The organism is Enterococcus hailinensis (assembly GCF_045862035.1).
Classification (GTDB): Bacteria; Bacillota; Bacilli; order Lactobacillales; family Enterococcaceae; genus Enterococcus_A; species Enterococcus_A hailinensis.
The window spans coordinates 1-19,759 of record NZ_BAAFRV010000025.1 but is presented as its reverse complement, the minus strand read 5'-3'; the positions used below and the strand labels follow the sequence as shown (position 1 = coordinate 19,759).

The 19,759-nt window shown below is 33.5% G+C and carries 19 protein-coding genes and 4 pseudogenes; 8 read left to right on the top strand and 15 right to left on the bottom strand.

The genetic code is table 11. From position 1 onward, the window contains the following. Positions 1-1,207: MobQ family relaxase (gene mobQ, locus ACKTSC_RS12465; protein ID WP_407857771.1), on the bottom strand; the 1,207-nt coding region annotated here is incomplete at its 3' end. 290 nt (positions 1,208-1,497) lie between these two features. On the opposite strand from mobQ, the gene ACKTSC_RS12460 reads away from it, so the two are divergent. Together ACKTSC_RS12460 and ACKTSC_RS12455 are read left to right on the top strand one after the other, a co-directional pair. After that, positions 1,498-1,797 (top strand): hypothetical protein, encoded by a 300-nt coding sequence (locus ACKTSC_RS12460; RefSeq protein ID WP_256969035.1) that lies wholly within the window; start codon positions 1,498-1,500, stop codon positions 1,795-1,797. Positions 1,798-1,799: 2 nt separating this feature from the next. Further along, positions 1,800-2,018, top strand: a complete 219-nt coding sequence (locus tag ACKTSC_RS12455; RefSeq protein ID WP_407857770.1) for a hypothetical protein — start codon at positions 1,800-1,802, stop codon at positions 2,016-2,018. Positions 2,019-2,103: 85 nt separating this feature from the next. On the opposite strand, the gene ACKTSC_RS12450 is transcribed toward ACKTSC_RS12455, so the two are convergent. The 10 genes and pseudogenes from ACKTSC_RS12450 to ACKTSC_RS12405 form a co-directional block, all read right to left on the bottom strand. After that, complete coding sequence (locus ACKTSC_RS12450; RefSeq protein WP_256969039.1) at positions 2,104-2,370, bottom strand: DpnD/PcfM family protein; 267 nt, start codon at positions 2,368-2,370, stop codon at positions 2,104-2,106. A 34-nt stretch (positions 2,371-2,404) separates the two neighbouring features. After that, positions 2,405-2,557: pseudogene (locus ACKTSC_RS12445) on the bottom strand (molecular chaperone DnaJ); the annotation flags it as partial. Positions 2,558-2,838: 281 nt separating this feature from the next. Then, positions 2,839-3,702, bottom strand: coding sequence for a zeta toxin family protein (locus tag ACKTSC_RS12440; protein ID WP_407857772.1), 864 nt, complete (start codon positions 3,700-3,702; stop codon positions 2,839-2,841). Between the two features lie 129 nt (positions 3,703-3,831). Then, positions 3,832-4,299: pseudogene (locus tag ACKTSC_RS12435) on the bottom strand (ATPase); the annotation flags it as partial. 1 nt (position 4,300) lies between these two features. After that, the gene (locus tag ACKTSC_RS12430; protein WP_007209310.1) at positions 4,301-4,486 is read right to left on the bottom strand and encodes a hypothetical protein; all 186 of its coding nucleotides are present in this window, start codon (positions 4,484-4,486) and stop codon (positions 4,301-4,303) included. Between the two features lies 1 nt (position 4,487). After that, positions 4,488-4,772: an antitoxin gene (locus ACKTSC_RS12425; protein ID WP_271016480.1), complete on the bottom strand. Its 285-nt coding sequence runs from the start codon at positions 4,770-4,772 to the stop codon at positions 4,488-4,490. Between the two features lie 16 nt (positions 4,773-4,788). Next, the gene (locus ACKTSC_RS12420) at positions 4,789-5,004 is read right to left on the bottom strand and encodes a peptide-binding protein (protein WP_096741267.1); all 216 of its coding nucleotides are present in this window, start codon (positions 5,002-5,004) and stop codon (positions 4,789-4,791) included. Positions 5,005-5,095: 91 nt separating this feature from the next. Then, a complete protein-coding gene (locus tag ACKTSC_RS12415) occupies positions 5,096-5,950 on the bottom strand; it encodes a ParA family protein (protein WP_407857769.1) in 855 nt (284 codons plus the stop codon). A 113-nt stretch (positions 5,951-6,063) separates the two neighbouring features. Then, positions 6,064-8,215: pseudogene (locus tag ACKTSC_RS12410) on the bottom strand (type IA DNA topoisomerase). Continuing rightward, a pseudogene (locus ACKTSC_RS12405) lies at positions 8,215-8,529 on the bottom strand (recombinase family protein); the annotation flags it as partial. The pseudogenes ACKTSC_RS12410 and ACKTSC_RS12405, both read right to left, overlap by 1 nt. 485 nt (positions 8,530-9,014) lie before the next feature. On the opposite strand from ACKTSC_RS12405, the gene ACKTSC_RS12400 reads away from it, so the two are divergent. Continuing rightward, positions 9,015-10,141, top strand: a protein-coding gene (locus ACKTSC_RS12400) for an IS3 family transposase (protein ID WP_143141796.1) whose coding sequence is annotated in 2 segments (ribosomal slippage) — positions 9,015-9,243 and positions 9,243-10,141 — 1,128 coding nt in all. Because the reading frame shifts where the segments join, the coding sequence is not laid out codon by codon here. A gap of 33 nt (positions 10,142-10,174) precedes the next feature. Here the strand turns inward: ACKTSC_RS12400 and ACKTSC_RS12395 are convergent. Continuing rightward, on the bottom strand, positions 10,175-10,525 hold the full coding sequence (locus ACKTSC_RS12395; RefSeq protein ID WP_071862921.1) for a hypothetical protein: 351 nt from the start codon (positions 10,523-10,525) through the stop codon (positions 10,175-10,177). A gap of 456 nt (positions 10,526-10,981) precedes the next feature. Between ACKTSC_RS12395 and ACKTSC_RS12390 the strand changes: the two genes are divergently transcribed. The 3 genes from ACKTSC_RS12390 to ACKTSC_RS12380 all read left to right on the top strand — a co-directional run bounded on the left by ACKTSC_RS12390 (position 10,982) and on the right by ACKTSC_RS12380 (position 13,146). Further along, positions 10,982-11,920, top strand: coding sequence for a Rossmann-fold NAD(P)-binding domain-containing protein (locus ACKTSC_RS12390; RefSeq protein WP_010742453.1), 939 nt, complete (start codon positions 10,982-10,984; stop codon positions 11,918-11,920). Positions 11,921-12,611: 691 nt separating this feature from the next. Beyond that, positions 12,612-12,809: a hypothetical protein gene (locus tag ACKTSC_RS12385; protein ID WP_010742455.1), complete on the top strand. Its 198-nt coding sequence runs from the start codon at positions 12,612-12,614 to the stop codon at positions 12,807-12,809. A gap of 91 nt (positions 12,810-12,900) precedes the next feature. Beyond that, a complete protein-coding gene (locus tag ACKTSC_RS12380) occupies positions 12,901-13,146 on the top strand; it encodes a hypothetical protein (protein ID WP_010742456.1) in 246 nt (81 codons plus the stop codon). Positions 13,147-13,641: 495 nt separating this feature from the next. Here ACKTSC_RS12380 and ACKTSC_RS12375 read toward each other — a convergent pair whose 3' ends face one another. The 3 genes from ACKTSC_RS12375 to ACKTSC_RS12365 all read right to left on the bottom strand — a co-directional run bounded on the left by ACKTSC_RS12375 (position 13,642) and on the right by ACKTSC_RS12365 (position 17,469). Continuing rightward, the gene (locus ACKTSC_RS12375; RefSeq protein WP_177184086.1) at positions 13,642-14,040 is read right to left on the bottom strand and encodes a hypothetical protein; all 399 of its coding nucleotides are present in this window, start codon (positions 14,038-14,040) and stop codon (positions 13,642-13,644) included. 901 nt (positions 14,041-14,941) lie between these two features. Then, positions 14,942-15,697 (bottom strand): hypothetical protein, encoded by a 756-nt coding sequence (locus ACKTSC_RS12370; RefSeq protein WP_407857768.1) that lies wholly within the window; start codon positions 15,695-15,697, stop codon positions 14,942-14,944. Between the two features lie 287 nt (positions 15,698-15,984). Further along, the gene (locus ACKTSC_RS12365) at positions 15,985-17,469 is read right to left on the bottom strand and encodes a primase C-terminal domain-containing protein (RefSeq protein WP_407857767.1); all 1,485 of its coding nucleotides are present in this window, start codon (positions 17,467-17,469) and stop codon (positions 15,985-15,987) included. A 697-nt stretch (positions 17,470-18,166) separates the two neighbouring features. Here ACKTSC_RS12365 and ACKTSC_RS12360 point away from each other — a divergent pair. Further along, entirely contained in the window at positions 18,167-19,003 is an 837-nt protein-coding gene (locus ACKTSC_RS12360; RefSeq protein ID WP_071858790.1) for a ParA family protein, read from the top strand. A gap of 1 nt (position 19,004) precedes the next feature. Beyond that, positions 19,005-19,394 carry a DUF5388 domain-containing protein gene (locus ACKTSC_RS12355; RefSeq protein ID WP_071858789.1) on the top strand — a complete coding sequence of 130 codons (390 nt, stop codon included), beginning with the start codon at positions 19,005-19,007 and terminating at the stop codon, positions 19,392-19,394. Positions 19,395-19,759: the final 365 nt, after the last annotated feature.

Here is a 19,759-nt window from a genome sequence, read left to right as displayed (position 1 = left end):
ACTGGTCTTTATTCAATAACTGTTTTCTAAATATGGTTTCATTAACCATTGCTCTAACTTCGTGATTTGAAAATTTGTCAATATTCAAACTTGGATAAGATTTTTTGAAGAATCTTTCTGCTTGTTTATCTAAAATTTCATTTGCCTTTGTAAGCATATCTCGTTCACTACTAATTTTACTTAACATCAAACGTTGTTTTTGAATTTCCATTTTATTATTAAAGATAAGTGAATTTTCCCATCGTTTTAATTCACCTAATCGTTTATCAATGTTTTCATCATTAATAAATAATTTCAATTCTTTTGAAAGATTTTTCAGTTCTCCTTTTTCTAAAGGTGAGAAAGTTTTTTCAAATTTTAAAGTGAAGTTTTGGTCTTGTTTTAACACTTTCTCTTGACTTTCAAGTTTATCAAGTTCGGATAGAATATCATTGTAACTTTGAATTTCTAAATTTTTTCTTTTTAACTCACTTATAACTCCTTTTTCTTCTAATTTTTTTGAGTAAAACCCTTCATGAATTGTTGGTAGTTCTTTTTTTCCAAGTTCCGCATGCGATTTTTCTGTAATTTGTTGATCGATATTTCTATCTTTTAAATATTGGTTGACTTTATCAGCCCAATCTTTACGAATTTCGGAAACAAGAGATTTTCTATCCCAATCATTTGTTTTAATTGAAACGGTTACTCTTTGCCCTTTTTCGTTAAAAATCTGATTGCCATTTTCATCTAGTTTAGGTATTCTTTTTCTTTTATTTAGAATATTACCTTCACTATCTACTTCTCTCATTGTTAACATAATATGAGCATGAGGATTGTTTTCATCATCTCTATGAATGGCTACGTCTGCAATCATTCCTTCACTGACAAAGTTATCTTTTACAAAATCTTCAATCAACATTCTTTGGTCTGAATTATTTAATTCAATTGGCAATGCTACATTTACCTCTCGACAAAGTTGAGCGTTTGGACTTTTTTCTGCTAATTCCATTTTATTCCATAATGTCTGTCTATCTAAAAACTCATTAGGTACATAATCAGGTTTTAAAATAAAAGCTTCTGGTTTAACAGTTCTATGGTTGTATAGATTAGTTTTTTCATATAGTTCACTATACAATTTTTCACCACTTCGATAAGAAGCCATTGCGATTAAACTTCTTTTTCCGCCTTCTCTTTTTGCTATTGCCATAGATAAATGGAAGATTGCCAATTGTATCACCTCTCTTTCTTTTAAAACATGAGCGTAGCGAATTTTAACAAACACGCTTGACGATAAAACTAAACGAAAGTTAAGTTTTATCGCACATTAACCACAAACGTAAGTTAGTGGGTATAAGTGCGCCCTTATTAAAAATATAAGGGAATTTTCTATAAATTAATTCTACCACTTATCAATGAAAAAGTAACTATGTTTAATCTGACATTTTCGTTTATATTTATTGATTTTAGAAATATAATATAATATGATAGACATATGCAAATTATAAGGTGGGATATTTTATGGAAAACCAAGATCAAAGCATCAAGACAGAAAATGAGCAAATCATTCCAAAAATAAAGCCTAAAAAGAGAAAGAAAAAAACTGTTTCTGATATTGAACTTCAAATTAAAGAATTACAAAAGAAAAAAGAAGAATTAATTCTAAAATCAAAAGCAGATATTGGTGATTTTGTTCTTTCTACTCTTTCAAAAAATGATATTCCTATTGAATCGATTGAAGAAAACAAAGAATTATTCTATGACGAATTAGAAACTTTATTAAATGCGAATAGTCAAAACTTTTCTGAATTATTTAAATAGTTATGGAAAATAATGATTTAAATGACATCAACAAAAGAATAGAAAAACTAAATATTAACAGAAAAAGAAGAACAAAGCGTCTAATTGAAAAAGGTGCTTTGTTAGAAAAGTATTTTGAAATTGACTATTTAACTGTAGAAGAAACGGAAGAATTTTTAAAAATTTTTTCTGAGTATATAAAGGCAAACAAGCCAATAAAATTTAAAAAAAAGGAAGATTAGTTATAGATAATCTCCCTTTTTTTAGAGATTATTGATTCATAAATTTATCAACACTAACTATCATTTCAAGCTCTATTAACCTTTTTTATGCTTTCTCTAAACAACCATATCTTAATAAAATATAAGATGTGTCATAATCGTAAAATGCACGTTTTAATGTTTCATATTCTTCAATAAAGGTATCTTTATAACCGACAATTTTCATTTCTTTATGGTCTAAATCTTCAAGATAAAGTATAATTTCTTCATTATCATAAGCTATTTGTATTTTTTCTAAGGCTTCTTTTTCGTTCTTTGCTTCAATTTCAAATTTCTTTTCCAAAGTTTCAATTATTCTTATTTTATAAAACATAATGTTTTCTTTCTTTCTTTATAACTTACAAACCCTATCGGGCTTGTAAGTATTTTTTTTCTTCTTTTTCTTCTTTAATTTTTTGGCTTCCATACATTCCTCTTATTGTATCCATGTCATAGTTTTTATGGCTTCTTTTTTTGTAATCTTTAGGAGCTTTATACCAAGCATATTTTTTAGGTGAATAGTGTGTTCGTGTTGTTTGCCGTGACAAGTACGCAACATAGACACAAAGAAAACACAAGGGCGAGCTTGCTCGTTTATATACCCTTGTGTTTTAGACTGGATATGTTAAGGTAACAAACAGTAAATGACACGTTACAGACTGCAAAATGTACCAACTGAAAAAAGAAAGAATACCGTTGTGTGCTTTATTTCTCGATCAGCTTTTAAAACATGAGGAAATGTTTTTATAAAAAAAGAGTAGTTACCGTTTTTTTGGTAACTACTCTTTTCCTTTTTTAAGGTTTAAAGTCCTGGAAGTTTAGGTGTTTTGGGTATTGGTGGTGTAGGTGGCTGCAAGCTTTCCATTTTTTGTTGAATTGCTTTAAATTCAGGGGTTTCTTGGTGTTGATTTTGAACCATTTTTTGCTCTATTCTCTCCAAAGTCGGTTGAATTTCTTTCCCTGATACTTTACGATTTAATTCTCTTTCTAAGGTCTCTTTCGGACTAATGGAAGGCGTTTCTAAGCTTGAATAGAGTTTCACTCCTTCTCTATTGTAAAGCCTTATATCGCTAAATAAGCCCGTTTTATGAAGGGTTTCTAAATTGGTCGGTAAGTTTTTGACAACAATATCATGCGCTTGTTTTGGTGTTGCCCTGGCTGTCATTGGATCATCTGCATACATGGTTTCATATCGTTCAATCGTTCCTAAGTATGATTCAATTTTCGGTACTGCCATAACGTATATTTTTGTTTCATAACCTTTAGATTGAAGCATTGTGGCTGTTTGAATAGGAACGTCTGTTGTTCGTCCTGTGCCTTCAATCACTAAATTATAGCCTTGATCGCTTAAACGGCTAATAAGTGCTTCTGTCATACGATTAGAATAGGGTGTTGCATGTTTTACTACGTCTTTTTCATAGAGTTTCACTAATTCGTCAAAATTTGGGTGCTGTTGTTTGAACGTATCATTATCAATGATAACAACATTTCCTTGTGTTTCTTCGGAAATTGCCGATCGCAAACTGGTTTTCCCTGATCCTGGTTGCCCACCAAGTAAAAAAGCGGTTGGCGATTCAACCGCTAGTCTATTTTTAGTTAGTCGTTCAACATTCTTTTCTAAACGATCTTCAAATTGCTTTTCGGTGAAGTCAGTAATATTCGCCATATCTCTCAATCCCACCCTATACTTATTAATAAAACTAACTGGAAGCCATTGAATATTTTTTGTATTATTTAAAACTATCTTTTCCCCTTGACGTTCATAAATTGGAACAAAAATTTTCGTATTATCGTATAGCATAACATTATCACAAAGAGGGGCTATATATTCTAGATTCTTTAATGACTGACTATAACGCTTTTTTATGAGTTCATCAGGTATGCCATGACCGCCCTTTTCAACCCTTTGTTTGACACGTTGTATTGCCAAATCAGCATTGTCTATCCCAACATAAAATAAATTTACCTCATAACCCTGTGCCTTGGCTTTTTCAATCCATTTTTTCTGTCCTTGTCCAGATAATGTGGTTTCTTGGTGAAAAGACCTTTTAGATTCAATTGCTTGATTCATTTGTTTTACAACTTCACGCATAGCCTTCATATTATCTGAGTTTTTTCGCCAGTCACCACCATTTTTATTTAGAATTTCATCAGCATTAATTCGTTGTGTATCTTGAAAGAGTTGCGGTACTGTTTGATAAAGTGTTGATTTCCCTGCTCCATTGACGCCCGCAACAATAATATATTGTGGTCTATCCTTCATATTAAATCACAAAATCTTTCTGCTTGATAATTAGTTTTTGCTTTTGTTGCAATTGATATGTAAATAATTCCTTATAAAACTCAAATTCTTCTTGTGTTTCAGCCAACTCATACGCTTTTTTTAGTTCCATAATGTCCATTTTTGACACAGTGTGATAGATTTCTTTTAATTCCTCTTGAGTTGTCATATTAGATCACTCCTTTTAAAGAAGGTGACATTTCAACAATTTGTTTTGAATATTGATTCATTGACCGCCAATACTCATGAATAGCTTGTAATTTTTCAAATGGTTGTTCAAATAAATCAACTTCTTGTGCCACTTCTAATTGATTTAAAAGATTCACTTCTAGTAAACGAGTATTTTTAGTATCTAGTTCATGATTCAAAACATAATTTAATACCCGATTATAAACACTTGCCGATAACTCATTAATGATTTCAATTTCAAATGTTTTTTCATACGTAACTGCCATTTCATGTTCACTCCTTTTAAAGTTTGTCAGGTAAATATTTCCGTATATATTCTTCTAAGGCTTGATCCATAACTTCTTTTACGTTTCCGCCATTCTTTGCTGTTTCGATTTTTATGATATGGTGCAAGTCAGCACGAACACGAACCGTCTTATCTCCCATTATATCTTTTTTTGCACTGATTGGTGTATCATTTCGTTTTGCTTTTTGTACGCCTAAATTTCCCACAATCACTCACTTCTTTCTATTTCTTCTTATTCTTATTTTATCATCAACAATCACAAATCACAAGTGATTTGTGATTAATCACTTGTGATTTGTGATTCTATTCTTTTTCATTTTCTAACTGAATGATTCGCTCAACCATTTCAAAAAATACATTCTCATACATAGATAAAACTTTTTTGTCATAGCCTTTATGTTCTGTAATGCCGTTCTTAGACCAGGTACTTACTTTATTACTTCGCTTGATAATATTTTGGAAAACCAAATTATCTTCTTCATGTTCTTTGTACAGTTCTTCCAGGTTTGATTTTATCGTTGCGCTGTCCGTATCAACTAAATAAGGAACAAAACCAATCATATCTAGTCCAGGGTTAAACTGTTCTTGTAAATCAATCAAATAGGAAATATAGTTTTGAATGTTGTTTGTACTTTCTTCTTCTGCTTGTAAAGGGATCATGACGTAATCACTTGCCACGATTGCATTATTTGTATAAACGCTTGGCGTTGGTACAGTATCAATAATAATGAGATCATAGTCACTTTTTAAAGGTTCCAACAGAGTAGCAAGCAATCTACTTTCATTTTCAAAAGTCCATGAGCGAGTTAATTTTGGTAATAACATCAAATCAAACGTGCCAGGGATCAAGTCTAAATTTTCGGTCAAGTGAATAACGGAATAAGCTAAATTTCCGTTTTTCAGTCCTTCATAAAAATTGATACGTGGTAATTTTACGTTAAATGTTTTTGCTAAGTCTTTTGTCAATGTTGCTTGTAAGTCCTTATCGATCATTAAAACTTTTAAATTCAATTTGTCTGTCAAATAAGCAAACATAGTAGATAATTTAGACTTTCCAACACCGCCTTTAAAATAATTGTTTAAGATAACAATTGCTTCATTTTTACTGTTTCGAATATGTCTTAAACCTTCTAATATTTTGAATTCTCCTTTCGTCATAACAACGCCCCAGTCTCTTTTGTTTTGATATGTCTATTGTATCACTAAGAATCACTTGTGATTTGTGATAAGTGATTTGTGATTAATATATAAAAGCCCTTTAAACAGGGCTTTTATGCTTGTTTTGAAAAAGAGATAAAATCAATATATCCCTTTTCTCCGATTTTTACAACGGCATTGTAGGACTTTTTATCTTTCGTTTTGATTCCTTTTACCAGGGTTTCTTTTCCCTCTAGTAATTCTTTTACATTTGTTTTGGTTAGTTTTTTCTTTCTAAAATGTTCAGCTAAAGTAAACTTACATTCAGGATAATTTGAACAACCATAAAACGATTTTTTTAATACAATATTGTTGCCACACTTAGGACATTTTCCTACAATTCTTTTTTCTGCTTCTTTTTCTTTCTGTTCCTGGTAATCAGAAAAATTTAGTTTTTCTATATCGTTAGGTACAGCTTTCAGTAAATGAACAATGAATTTTTTGATATTCGTAATAAAGTTCTCTTGATTGCCTTCTCTTTTACCGATTTTTTTTAAATACGTTTCCCATTTAGCCGTCATTTCAGCACTCGTTAAAAGGTGCTGACTTTCAACTGCCTGGCACAATAATTTTCCTTTTTCAGTTACAACAAGCTTATTCTTAATCACTTGGATATATTCTTTTTGTTTTAACGCTTCAATAATACTTGCTCTTGTTGCTTCTGTTCCAATCCCCTCAACTTCTTGTAAAATTTTTATTGCTTCTTCATCATCAACCGTTTTATTCGCCGTTTTCATAGCGGTTAAAAGTGTACCCTCTGTAAAAGCTTTTGGCGGTTGCGTTTCTTTTTCAACACTCTTAACATCAACTTCGGCACGTTCGCCAATGATAACGAGTGGTAACGTTTGAACGTCCTCTTTTTCTTCTTTGGTTTGTTGTTTGAAAAGAATTTTCCAACCTTCTTGTTTTGGTGTCTTTCCGATCGATTGAAACAGCAAATCAGCTACTTTCGTTTGTATCTTGGTTTCTTCATACAAGTAATCAGGTAAAAACATGGCAACGGTCGTTTTAACGACTAAAGCATAAATTTTTCGTTGTAAATCGTCCATTTTCGCTAATGCAGATTCGGTAGGTACTTGTTTTGTTGGGATAATGGCGTGGTGTTCCTGTACCTTACTACCGTCCACATAACGCTTTCTAGGCTCTGTTTGAACCATTTCAAGATCAAGTCCTAAAAAACCGCTATATTTGCCAAAATTCGCTTTTAAATAAGCAAATTCGTTCTCTGTAATAAATGGTGTATCTGTTCTTGGATAACTCAATAATTTTGCTTCATACAGTCCTTGCATAGCTTTTAAAGTTTGGCTCGCTGTCGCTTTATAAAGCTGATTGACTTTTGATTGCAAACTACTCAAAGAAAACAAACTTGGACTATTCGTTTTCTTCTCTTTGGTTTGAACATCAGCAATTATCCCCTCTTGATTGCCTATTTTAGCTTGTTTAGAAGAAACAAAAGCTAAAAAGCTCCTCTTGGGTTTTAAAACGCTGTGTGGGGCTTAGAACGCCCTTAAATGACCCTTGGTTTACTTTTATACTAGCTTCCATCTCGAAAAAAGGTTCTTTTTTAAAATTCTCTATGGCTTCCTGGCGCTGAAAAATAAGGTATAAGGTGGGCGTTTGAACACGTCCTAGTGAAAATGTACCTTGTACGCCCTTCTGTTGTAAATTTAACGTATACAAAGGGCTTGCGTTCATGCCGATCAACCAATCGGCAATTTGGCGTGTTTGCGCTTCTTGATAAAAGGGATAGTAATTCATTCCTGGTTGCAAATTTTGAAAACCGCTTCGGATCACATCTTTTTCTAAGCTATTGATCCATAGTCTTTTAAATATTTTATCTTTTGAAAAGGCATTTGCTTTATGGATAATCGACCAGGCGATATTTTCACCTTCTCTGTCGCTATCTGTTGCAACAATAATTGTATTTGCCTTTTTGAGAAGTTCTGCAACAATTTTAAACTGCTTTCCCTTATCTTTTGCGACTTCAAAATCGTATCGATCAGGTAAAATCGGCAAAGATTCAAGTTTCCAATTTTGCCACTTTTCGTCATAATGACCTGGTTCTGCTAATTCGACTAAATGCCCAAAACCAAAAGTGATAAACGTTTCATCTGTAAATAGTGGGTCTTTGATCTCAAAATAACCGTCTTTTTTGGTGCTTTGTTTTAAAGCACTTGCGTAGGCTAATGCCTGGCTTGGTTTTTCAGCTAAAATAACCGTACTCATTAACTATCCCTCTTTTCTTTGTTTTTTCTTTGATCTACTGTCACATTATATCTTGATCGATACCTTCTAAACGTTCGGCGATTGATTCCAGTTTTTTCTTCAACTTCTTTATCGGAACAACCGTTCAAAAATAAATCAAAGGCATGTTGTAGCCGTGGATCGTTTTCTTTAAATTTAAATTACTTTCCTTTGAATTTCCCTTTTTCCTTTGCTAAAACGATACCCTCGGCTTGTCTTTCTTTAATTTTTTTACGTTCTGATTCAGCTTGATATTTATAAATTTCAATCACTAAATTATTAATCAATTGCCTTAGATGCTTCTGTTGCCGCTTGGAATGATTTAGTTGTTTTAACTTCATACATAAAGTTCACTTATATTCCTCCATTTTTCATTTCATGTATATTTTGTGGAATCGACTTTTTTAGAATCTGCTTTGAATATTTCATCTATTAAAGCTTCTTTGATAATAGTGTCCATGATTTGGAATTCTTATTGGATAGAAATTTCTTTCTAGAACATGATTTCGTCGAAAGTTCTCATTGGTTGAGGATAGGCATGTTCAAAACAATCAGTCCGATATCCTTTTAATCCAGTTGCTGCACTATATAAAAAATTTCATCATAGTTTCGCCCTAGTCGTTCCAAAGATTCGATGACAAAAATATCCTTCTTCCTTAAAAAATGAAGTTCTTTTTGCAATTATTCTCGTGAGGTCTTCTTTTGGTGTTAGTATCAAATCTTAGACAACTTTTCGTGGAGACAGAAATAAATTAAACTTATCTACGAGAGGATGAATTTTATGAACCGATACGAAGAAAATTTCAAACAGATGATTGTTGATCTGAATCAAACTGGACGTTCTGTTCGAGGGCTAGCGAAAGAATATGGCTTATCTGAAGCAACGATTTACAAATGGAAGAATTTATATTTACCTAATCAGTCCACAGGACTGACTGGAAAAGAAGTGGCTGAATTGAGAAAAGAAAATGCTCGTTTAAAAGAGGAACTTGAAATCTTAAAAAAAGCCGCAGCCATATTCTCTCGAAAGACCTAAATTCGCTTGTTCAATTTATAGAAAAATGGTGTAAGGATTACACTGTTTCTTTGTTGTGTCGGTTATTAGAAATTCCCAGAAGTGTCTATTATTTCTATAAAAATAAACCTTTAACTGCTACGCAAATAAAAAATAATTTCTTGAAACGGAAAATTACTGATATCTTTTTTGAAAACAAACAGCGATATGGTGCGACAAAAATCTATCATGTATTGCTCAAAGAAAACATTTCAGTTTCACTTAGACACGTACAAAAACTAATGCGACAACTGAGTTTACGTTCTATTACTATTAGAAAATACAAACCACAAAGTAATAAACAAGCAGTGGTATCCAGAGTAAATATCTTAAACCAAGATTTTTCTACTAAAACGATTTGTGAAAAATGGGTGGCTGATATCACTTACATTCCTACCAAGAAAAATAGTTGGTGCTACTTGTCTTCAATCATGGATTTACATACTAAAAAAATTATTAGCTATACATTTTCAAAACGAATGACTGTAGATTGTGTGATCCAAACATTGAATAAAGCAAAAAAGCATTATCCCATTCCAGAAGGAATGATTCTACACACTGATTTAGGCAGCCAATATACAGCAATTGACGTGGAAAACTGGCTTAAATCCAACAAAATAAGACATTCCTATAGCCTAAAAGGAACGCCTTATGATAATGCGGGAATCGAATCTTTCCATGCCTCATTGAAAAAAGAAGAAGTATATACGACTACTTACTCAGATTTTGAAGAAGCAAATCGGTCGTTATTTAGCTACATTGAAGGATTCTATAATCGAAATCGAATCCATAGTTCGATTGGTTATCTAACTCCACAGGAGTTTGAAGATCTGTCAAGAGAGGAAATGGCATAGCCGTCTCTACTAAAATTTGTCCAAGATATTGACTCAAATCCATATATTCATGATTATTTCCAATCCAACCTCTTTATCTTGTCTATAATTTTTCGTTAGAATATAGTGATAACTAATATATGAGACAAATATTGCTTGCGTTAATGCTGTTGTTCCGTTATTTTGAACCACCTTAATGCCTCTATTTACTAACCAATTGTTGAAGTCCTTAAAAGTAAAACTCTTACCAAAGTGATTGCTGCAATACTGATCTATTAGCCTTGTGTACCCTCTGCTATCTGTTTTGATTGTTTTAACAGATACCTCGTCTTTGGGATTAACCATTAATACCCTTTTATCATTTAGTAATTCATTATTCGATTGGACAATACTTTCTTGTTTCATTCTTTCCCTCCTTGAAGTTTTACGCTTGCTAGCTAAGTTGATAATTCATCTAAGTTTTTCAATATTTTTTCCTCTACTAAATCAATTTTATATCCAAGTAACTGAACTATCTCTACAAACTCCCTATCTCAGCCTTCGGGCATCAAAAACTGTTTACGATTTTTGTCGATAATTCCGCTCATTTTCTCTATAATCTCTTGTCTCTTAATTTCATCTCTAGTTTGCTGATACAATCGGTAGTAACCTCGTAAATAGAGTAATGGATGACCCTACGTGGATCCAACTAGACTTTTCATTGCTAAATCTCCTTTCCTCCGTTAGCGGACGTATCCTCTCTGAACGTTAAAATTCCACCTCAAAACTGTGTTAGACTTAAGATGTACGAAAACAGCCTCATGAAACATTTCTCTGAGAACAAATCTATACAAAAACTAAAATTGAAATGGAGTTGGAATTATGAAATTAGGTTTTATAAAGTCAAATTTTCCAAATGAGCGTCGCGTCCCTTTGTTACCTGAACATATCAAGCAATTCGCCAATTCAATTTATATCGAGAATGGTTTTGGTGACTCGCTAAGTATCCCTGATGATAATTATCGAAAAGCAGGTTGCACTATTTTAACCCGTTCTGAAATTTTTGCCTCTTGTGAGGGAATCTTCTCTCTCAAACTCCTCCAACCATCTGATTACGACTTGATTCGTCAAAATCAGATGATTATTGGTTGGACTCATCCACTGGGATCAGGTAAAGAATTTATGGAGACTCAAGCAATTCCTAAAAATCTCTATATTCTTGATATCGATAATCAAAGACCCATGATGTACTATCAGGAAAATGCTTATCCTACACAGTTGATTCCTAGAAACTTCGTTTATCAAAACAGCTTCTATGCTGGTTATGCCGGAGTATTACATGCTCTCTTGAATTTTGGCTTATTACCAAATAGTAATTGTGAGATTGCTATTTTAGGGTCCGGAAATGCAGCTCAAGGTGCTTTCCATGCGATCTCAAAAATTTCTTCTTCTGTCCGACTTTTTTATCGAAAAACACTTCCGCAATTCAAACAACAACTTTCTAAATACTCGATTATCATTAACGGCATTGAAGTGGGCGATTCGGGTAAGCCCATTATGACTATTGCAGAGCAAGGGCAGTTAAAAACGGGGGCCTTTATTATTGATATAGCAGCGGACGCTGGAAATGCAATTGAAGGAAATCAGACAACGACCGTACCTGATCCGATCTATCAAAAAAATGGTATTTATTACTATACTTTACCTAACACGCCTACCTTCGCTTACCGAAATGTCAGCCAAATCCTAAGCGAACAATTTAGTAAGTACATTTTCAAAAATGATATTTCAGTCTTCATTGATGAAATTGAAGACAAATAGTAATGTTGAACAATAGTTCAACTCCACTGGCAATATTTTTCAAATCTTATTTCAGATATTATTGCTAGGTTGAGTAGCCGACTCATCTGATGTTCGTTAGAACATTTATAAACTTCTCAAAAATATACGTGTTATACTAATGCAGAGCTAAAGAAACAGTCGAAGTACATCATTTTAGCTCTAAGCCAGTTGCGGAAACAGCTGGTTTTATTCATCCTTCATGGTCCTTATTACGTTTTACTTACGTTGTTCCTCGTATTCACATTAAAGGGCTTTTTAATGTTATGGTTATTGAATACCACGAGGATGTGAAAACAATGATTAACTTTTATCCTGTACACGTTTATGTTTCTAATTACCGAATGTACTCTTCCCTAGAAAAGGCCCACTTCAATAATTCTAAATCCAAAAATATTACAAGTATATTTGCCGTTTTAAATTTGAAGGAAATCAAATCAATGAAAATGAATCTGTTTATCTACGACATTGATATCAATAGTTTTGATACAATGAAAAGCGCTGTGAATAATTGTAAAAAAATTATGAATAAATAGGTCCTGTCTTTTACACTGAGTTAACTGCTCAGTGTTTTTTCTTCAATAAACTGAGTTAGTTGGTTTATTAAAACTATCTTTTTACCCCTTTAAAAAAATTGCTTGTGGTAAAAATAATTCGCAGAAGGTGAGTATCTGTGTCCATTGAATTAGAACGTTCTCTTGAATTAAGAAAGATGCACTTAGAAAAAGAAGATCAAGAGTGTAATCATGAGTATGAAAAAGAGGTTTTTAACGATATTCCCACTGGAGATTACGCTTGTAAAAAATGTGGTAAATCTATTTCTAAATCCTTTTACATTGGACTAATGAAGGTTAAACAAGCACTAGATTAGTTTAATGCTTCTTCTTTATTGACTTGGGTTACCGGATAGTTCCAGATAGTTCTATTCAATTATGTTACACTCAACAGAAGAGGTGATTTTTATGTTAAGAACACAAATTGATGTTATTTCTTTAATGAAATCAGTTTCATTGCGCGTAGCTGATTCTTTCGACAGCGCTTCTGTTATTGCAGAATTTAAAACTCCTGAAGAATTGCTAGCATATTCAGAAAAAAATTTTGATTTCTTTTCTGAGGAATTTCTAAAGTCCTTCCGTAAAGATTTTCAAGACGCTTATGTCACTGAGATAATCAAACAATTAAAAGAACAAAGTGTGTCCTTTAATTAGACTCTAAAGCAGAGTCTTTTTTATTTATGCAACTTCTGCCTTGATTCCCGTCGTTACTAGACTTTTTATCCTAATTTGTATAACCTTATTTAAAAGGGAGTGATTCCGTGTTAAAAAGAGTACTAACATCAATTTGGGTAACATTCATCTATCTTTTTGTCTCCAACCTTGGCAATTTGTTCTTCGGAGTTAGCAAAACTTTCAGTTGGACGACAACTCTGTGGGAATCTCTATTTTTCTTTATCTTTGTATTTTTACTTTTGCAGTTTAAAAAGAAGTGATATTCTCCTATTCTCCGTTAGCATACTTTCCATTTAGCCATGCTGATTAATTTGGAGGGGGTTCTACTTCCCGAACTTCATCTATTCAGTTTTGGTTCCGAAAGCCCTCGTCATCAGCGCTTTTCGGATAATGTGTTAGAAAGATAATTGCTAGTGGTTATCTAGCAAACAATAAACGTTTAACCTTGATTCTTTAATCTTGTTAAGCGATCAATCATTTTTTACTGTAATAATGTGCTAGCATTTGCTTTGCATACTCCGTATCTTCAATCCGCTGGATCATTTGATAAAAATACAACGCACGATTGTTTCCAGAGCCATTCCCTACTGAAAGCCACTTATTTTTTCTAGTCGTTCGTAGCCTTGTGTCTGGACAAGCTCTCTCAGCGATCACTTGATTCTTTTGATCAAAGATAAAACGAATCTTGGGAAATATTTCCTCGACGCTCACACGATCTACCTGAACAGGTACTTTCCGTCCATGTTCAAAGAAATAGCAATACTTCACCGCAAATCCTTCTTCCAAAAACCAAATTTGATTATTCAACAATTTAATTTTTGTACTGACTGTTTCTAAATCTTTTGCTCGTACCTCAATCCCAATTGCACCCATAGGACACCTCCAACTATTTTTTATTAAGAATCAGCTCTTGTCTAAAACAACAAAAAAAGGGATACGTAGTCTACACTACGTATCCCTTACTCGACTCACGGGGCATTTATCCAACATTCGCATTTAAAAAATATCAATAGAAGTCCTATTACTCGAAAATTCGTTCCCTTTTGGGGTGAAATATTCTAACAATACTATTCTAATTTTGATATAATGACGAATGTCTGGAGAAATCCATGACAGCCGAGGGTTAACGTAGTAAGGGTCTTGTCTTACTACCTCAGCTGATCGCTGACGGAGCCTGAGAAACTCCCGAGATCAGTTGAGCCTTTGGTTATTTTTTTCAAACAATATAGCATCCTGCTTGAGAGGCAAGAACTAATTCGCTTTCAGTTTAAGCCTTTCATTCCTGTTAAGTCAAGAAGTAGTTCTAAAAAAGAATCATTCTAACAAACTCTCAAGTATAAATTACTTAGCCAAGCATACTAATTCTCTGTTTTTTTATCCCCTTTCTTTCTGTTCTATTGTTCGATACTTCACATGATCAATTCCTACATAAAACGGCATATTCATCCAATCAACTAGCAAGTCAACGTTATTTATATTTAACCTCGTAACTATATTAAGCACAATAAGAATTTTGAAAAATAAATTGTCAGAATAGTTGCGAATCAGAATATTTTTACATAGACAAATAATCAAAATAGCTTTCAAATGAGATAGACGTCTTAATCTCACAGATAATTATAACAGAGTTCTAACTGAAAGTGAACACATGTTCGGTTTATTTTTTTACCTTTTAGGATTGAAAAACACCCGTTCATGATATTTTTGGAATATCCACGCAAAATGTGCTAAAATCCCGCCTCTCAAAAAAGAGTTATCAGATTCAATTTCACGCCTAATCTTTTCGTTTTCGAATCACAAAATCGTGGACTTCTCGATTGAACTCTTTATCTGCTCCGTCCCTGGCTTTTCCTTTTTTAACGGATTCAGACTGTCTGTTCTCCTTTGGCATGGTTGGCGATTTTGTTTTCTTGACTTCTTTATGCTCCTTGACTACATCTGCGTATTTCATTTTCTTATAGCCCTTTTCCGTCTTTTTATACAACCAACTCACGGGTCTTCGTCTTGTATTAATGAATCGCTGTTTCTGTGACGCATTCTCAATAATCCGTTGAACTAAAACATATAGTTTCTCTTTCCGGCCGTCCTTCGTATGCAATATGATAGGCACAATATCCCCTTTAGAGATCTTGTCATTGATCTTCTCTGAAGACTTGAACTTTAAGTTTTTGTCAGTCCGTTTGAATTTCTTATCAACCAATTCAACAATAATTCCTGTATAAACAACCTTTTCAAAAGCTGACCTTTTTTGCTGCTCGATGGCTTTTTCACCTGACTTTATGGCCGGATCTTCATCAAATATTTTCGTCAAGACCCCAGTGTATGCAGCTTCTTCTTCAGGCGTTCGATCATCGATTACTTCGAGAACGTAAACAAGCTGTCCATCTGAAGAAAAAGCGAGCATTCCAGGCTTTAGATCCTCTGAAATTTTCTGCTGATCCACTCTAAAATAATATTCTGTATTTCTTAATTTAACAGCACCGCTGATCTTTCTCTTTTCAAGAACGACATGTACAGTTTTTGCTAACACTAAAATCACTCCCCCATAAACTATTCTTAAACAACGCTATCTCAACCCTACCCTAGCGATCGCCAGCAGTAAAGCTTAATCAAAAAGTCTAGATATGTTCGCAACGACGAAAAAGTACACGGAACGTCCTTGGGCTGAGGCCCAGCTAAAAATTAGTAAACCCTGATAACTTATGACAGCCCAAATAGTTGCTAAGGCAACCAGCGCTAAGGCGCATACTCAAACAGGCAAAAATCCTAGGACACGTATCATAGATATAATGTATAGGCAGTTTGCGGGTTTAACTTTTAGCCTGATTCTAAACTGATTAGTTCGATTTCTGTGTATGCTTTTTTAGCTGGTAACAACTGATAAAATACCTTTTGAACTAACGTACCTGGCACAAGGAAAGCCTCTCTAATCGCCTCAAAATAAGCCTCACGTACTTCTTTCTTCGTTAAGATGATCGTTCTCATAAGAGCCTTGACTGAAGCGATCATAATTCCTCCGCCGCGGCCACGAGTCACACGATAAAATACCTGGTTCTTTTCCTTCAGCGTTTTAAGCGCTGCGTCGAAAGATCGTTCTGGTACTCCGATTTCTTCGCGGATCTCTTTTTTTGTAGAATAGACAAACGGTTTATACGTATAACTTTGGCTCGACAAATAGGCAAGGATATCTTGCTGCCACTCTTTTGAATGAGATCTCACACGTTCCTTACGATCCTTTTTAAATTTATACCAGCCTTTTGGTTGTGAAAACAACTGATCATCAGTCAAACTCGAATCAATCCAGGTATGGCAGATTTCCCTAATATAGTCTTTTGATGCTGCTTCATACTTCGACGAGTAAGCACTCTTGATAATCCGGTTGATCTCAGACTCCTTGAGTGGATTTTTTAAACGATCATTCAGTAGGATCATGTTGTACTCACACGTCTCAATTGGTGACTTTGAAGCGTAGTACGCCAAAGAAAGGGTAAAAATAGCGTTGTTTCGACCTAGTACACCCTTTGAACCGATTAATTTTTCAGAGTTCATCAATAGATCAACCCACTTTTCATCTAGCTGGCGGATCTCGTTCTTTTGATGGGGAAAAGGAATGACTTCCGCTTTGTTGTCTGCAGCTTGAGTCATTGACCAGTTCAACCACTCCTGAAACGAATAAGAGTACGACTCTTCGAAAAAGAGAACATTGTCATTTCGTGGAATTCTAGCGATTCCAAAATGATTACACCCTACATCGATGCCTGGAAGGTCTTTCGCTAATTCTTTGCGGATATTTTCAGAGATACGTTTTGCAACATTGATCACTTTGAAATTGCTCTTCTTAGTTACGTATGCAGCGTCACTTAATACAAAATACGCTTGATATCCTCCTGGAGTATCTAAAATCATCGTTGGCATCAATCCTAGTCGATCATACGCAGCAAGAACGATTTCACCGTGATTAAATTTTTCGCCGGCAATATCAATATCGACAACAAAAGTGTTGATTTGACGCAGATTATTCTCATTGTGTCCTTTAACAAATTGACGATCTCTGTTGGTGTATGTGCCATAACTGAAGACGTTTGGCGTCCAATGAGTGAATTGATCTTCGTTCTCAGACAAGGCCTCTTCAGAGGTAATCACGACACCTCGGCCCTGGATCATGAGATCCTTCGATCGATAACCGAAAACCGCCCCTTTATTACCTTCAGACGAACCTACAGGCTTGAGTTTGCTGTTTTTATATTTATATTTACGTAATCCATCCTTCAAAACCACTGCATATACACTAGTTAAATTCATTTGACACACCTCCAGACACAAAAAATAGAGAACACTAAATAATAGTGTTCTCCAAATTCAAATTAAAGACCTAAAAAGGGCATTGAAGCACACTTAAATAAGCCTTCTACTATTGATTTTTTTCAAAAAATGAGCTAGAATAAATTGACTAATTTAAACAGCAAAAGTGACTACCAATCACTTTCTTTTTGAAAAAAGAGAAGAACACATTAAGACGATTTTCATGAAGTGAACGCCAATTCGCTTTATGATTCGTCTTCTTTTATTTTCAAAAAAGATTGTACCCCATAATCCCCTTTGATAATACCCCTGAAATATTTCTCGTATCCAAGTATACAAATATACAGATATACGAATATACATAAATAAATTAATTTGAATAGTAGAATATACAAGTATACAAATAGTACTGTAGAGCAATATACAAATAGTGTTATCCCTTTAAACCTTTTAGCTATTTGTCCTAATTAATCAACTTTTCCGATCTACTTGTTAATGTATACAAATATGCAAATAGTATAATATGCAAATAGTGCTTTAGTAAGATATACAAAAATGCAAGTATGCAAATAGTAGAATATACAAGTATACAAATAGTAATAATTCGCAAATATTTATTGTAGTAAGATATTATCTATGTTATAGTATTTTTGTAGTAAATAATGTTAGACATCGAAATGAGAAAGGTTGGATCAGTTTGGTAAAAAAAATAGTATTTGGAAATTTCAAAGGCGGCGTTGGTAAGACCACAAACTCAGTAATGTTTTCATATGAATTGGCAAAAGAAGGTTACAAAGTACTACTTTGTGATTTAGATCCCCAAGCAAATTCAACTCAATTATTAAATAGGACTTACAGAAGACAGCATGGAGAACCATTAGACATCGATAAAACAATGATGGTTGCTATTCAAGAAAATGACCTAGAACCATCAGTAGTAGAAATTATGGACAACTTGTTTTTGTTACCATCAAACAAAGACTTTGTCGATTACCCAGATTATCTTGAATTGACTTTTCCACCTGATGTACCAGACTACAAGGAAACTAGAATTGCTCATTTTTCAAATTTACTAAGCGAAATTGAGGATCAATATGACCTCATAATTATTGATTGTCCTCCAACAATATCAATATACACAAATTCGGCTATATATAGTTCTGACCTAATTGTTGTTGTCTTACAAACTCAACAACGTTCTCTAGATGGGGCGCTAGCCTTTTGGGAATACGCTCAGACATTTTATAATAAATATGAAAATGTAGATTTCGGAATCGCTGGTATTCTTCCAGTATTAATGAAAAATGATTCCGGCGTAGATAACCAAATTATTAAGGATTCGATTGAAATTTTCGGAACAAAAAACGTCTTTTCAAATATTGTTAAGCATAGAGATCGTCTAAAACGATACGATAGAGAAGGGATTGCTGATCCCGATATTACGGACACTTGGGATTATCATGATAAACGTATACATGAACTTTACAGTGCAATAGCCAATGAGTTTATTGAGAGAATCGAGGTCGAAGACTAATATGGAATTTGAAAGAGATCCTAATAGAAAGAGAAAAACTAAAGAAATCAAAGAAACACCACTTTCTGAACCCAAGTCAACTTTTAACTTAGACGAGTTTTCTAAACAAAAGAAGACCACTGTCCAGAACGAAATCAAAGATGAGTCTTCTCAATCAAAAACAGTTGGCCGGCCAAGAAAAAATAAAGTGTATAGTACAATACGACTTCAAAAGTATAATGTTAATAGAATTAATGCTTTACAAAACACACTAGAATTTGAAACACAAGACGATTTAGTTGCCTCTCTTTTAGATCGACTTGAAAATCAAATCGAACCAGAACAAAGAACCATGTTCGAAATGTATATGAAGACCTATGAATCACGTGATAGGAAGAAAAAGCAAAAATAGCTAAATTTGTATATTTTACTACTTATATTCAAATAGTAAAATATACAAATAGTACGGTATACACAAATTTATAATTAGAATCATACTATTGTTGCATACTTCTCCAAAATATTTTATACTCTTGCTACACTTCGTACTGAAGTACATCAGAAAAATGCCAGCTCCCAGTGAAAACCAGGTGCTGGCATTTTTCTATATTTATTCTCTTGATAGAAGAATTCTAATTGTTAGGTAAATCGGTTCTGTTGCAAAGTTAAAAAATCAAAATAAAATTTCAATTAATTTCTGATTTTATGCTTAGATACTCATCAATATATTCATTTCTTGAATCACTGAAAAGCCAAAGAGACTTTTGTCTCTTTGGC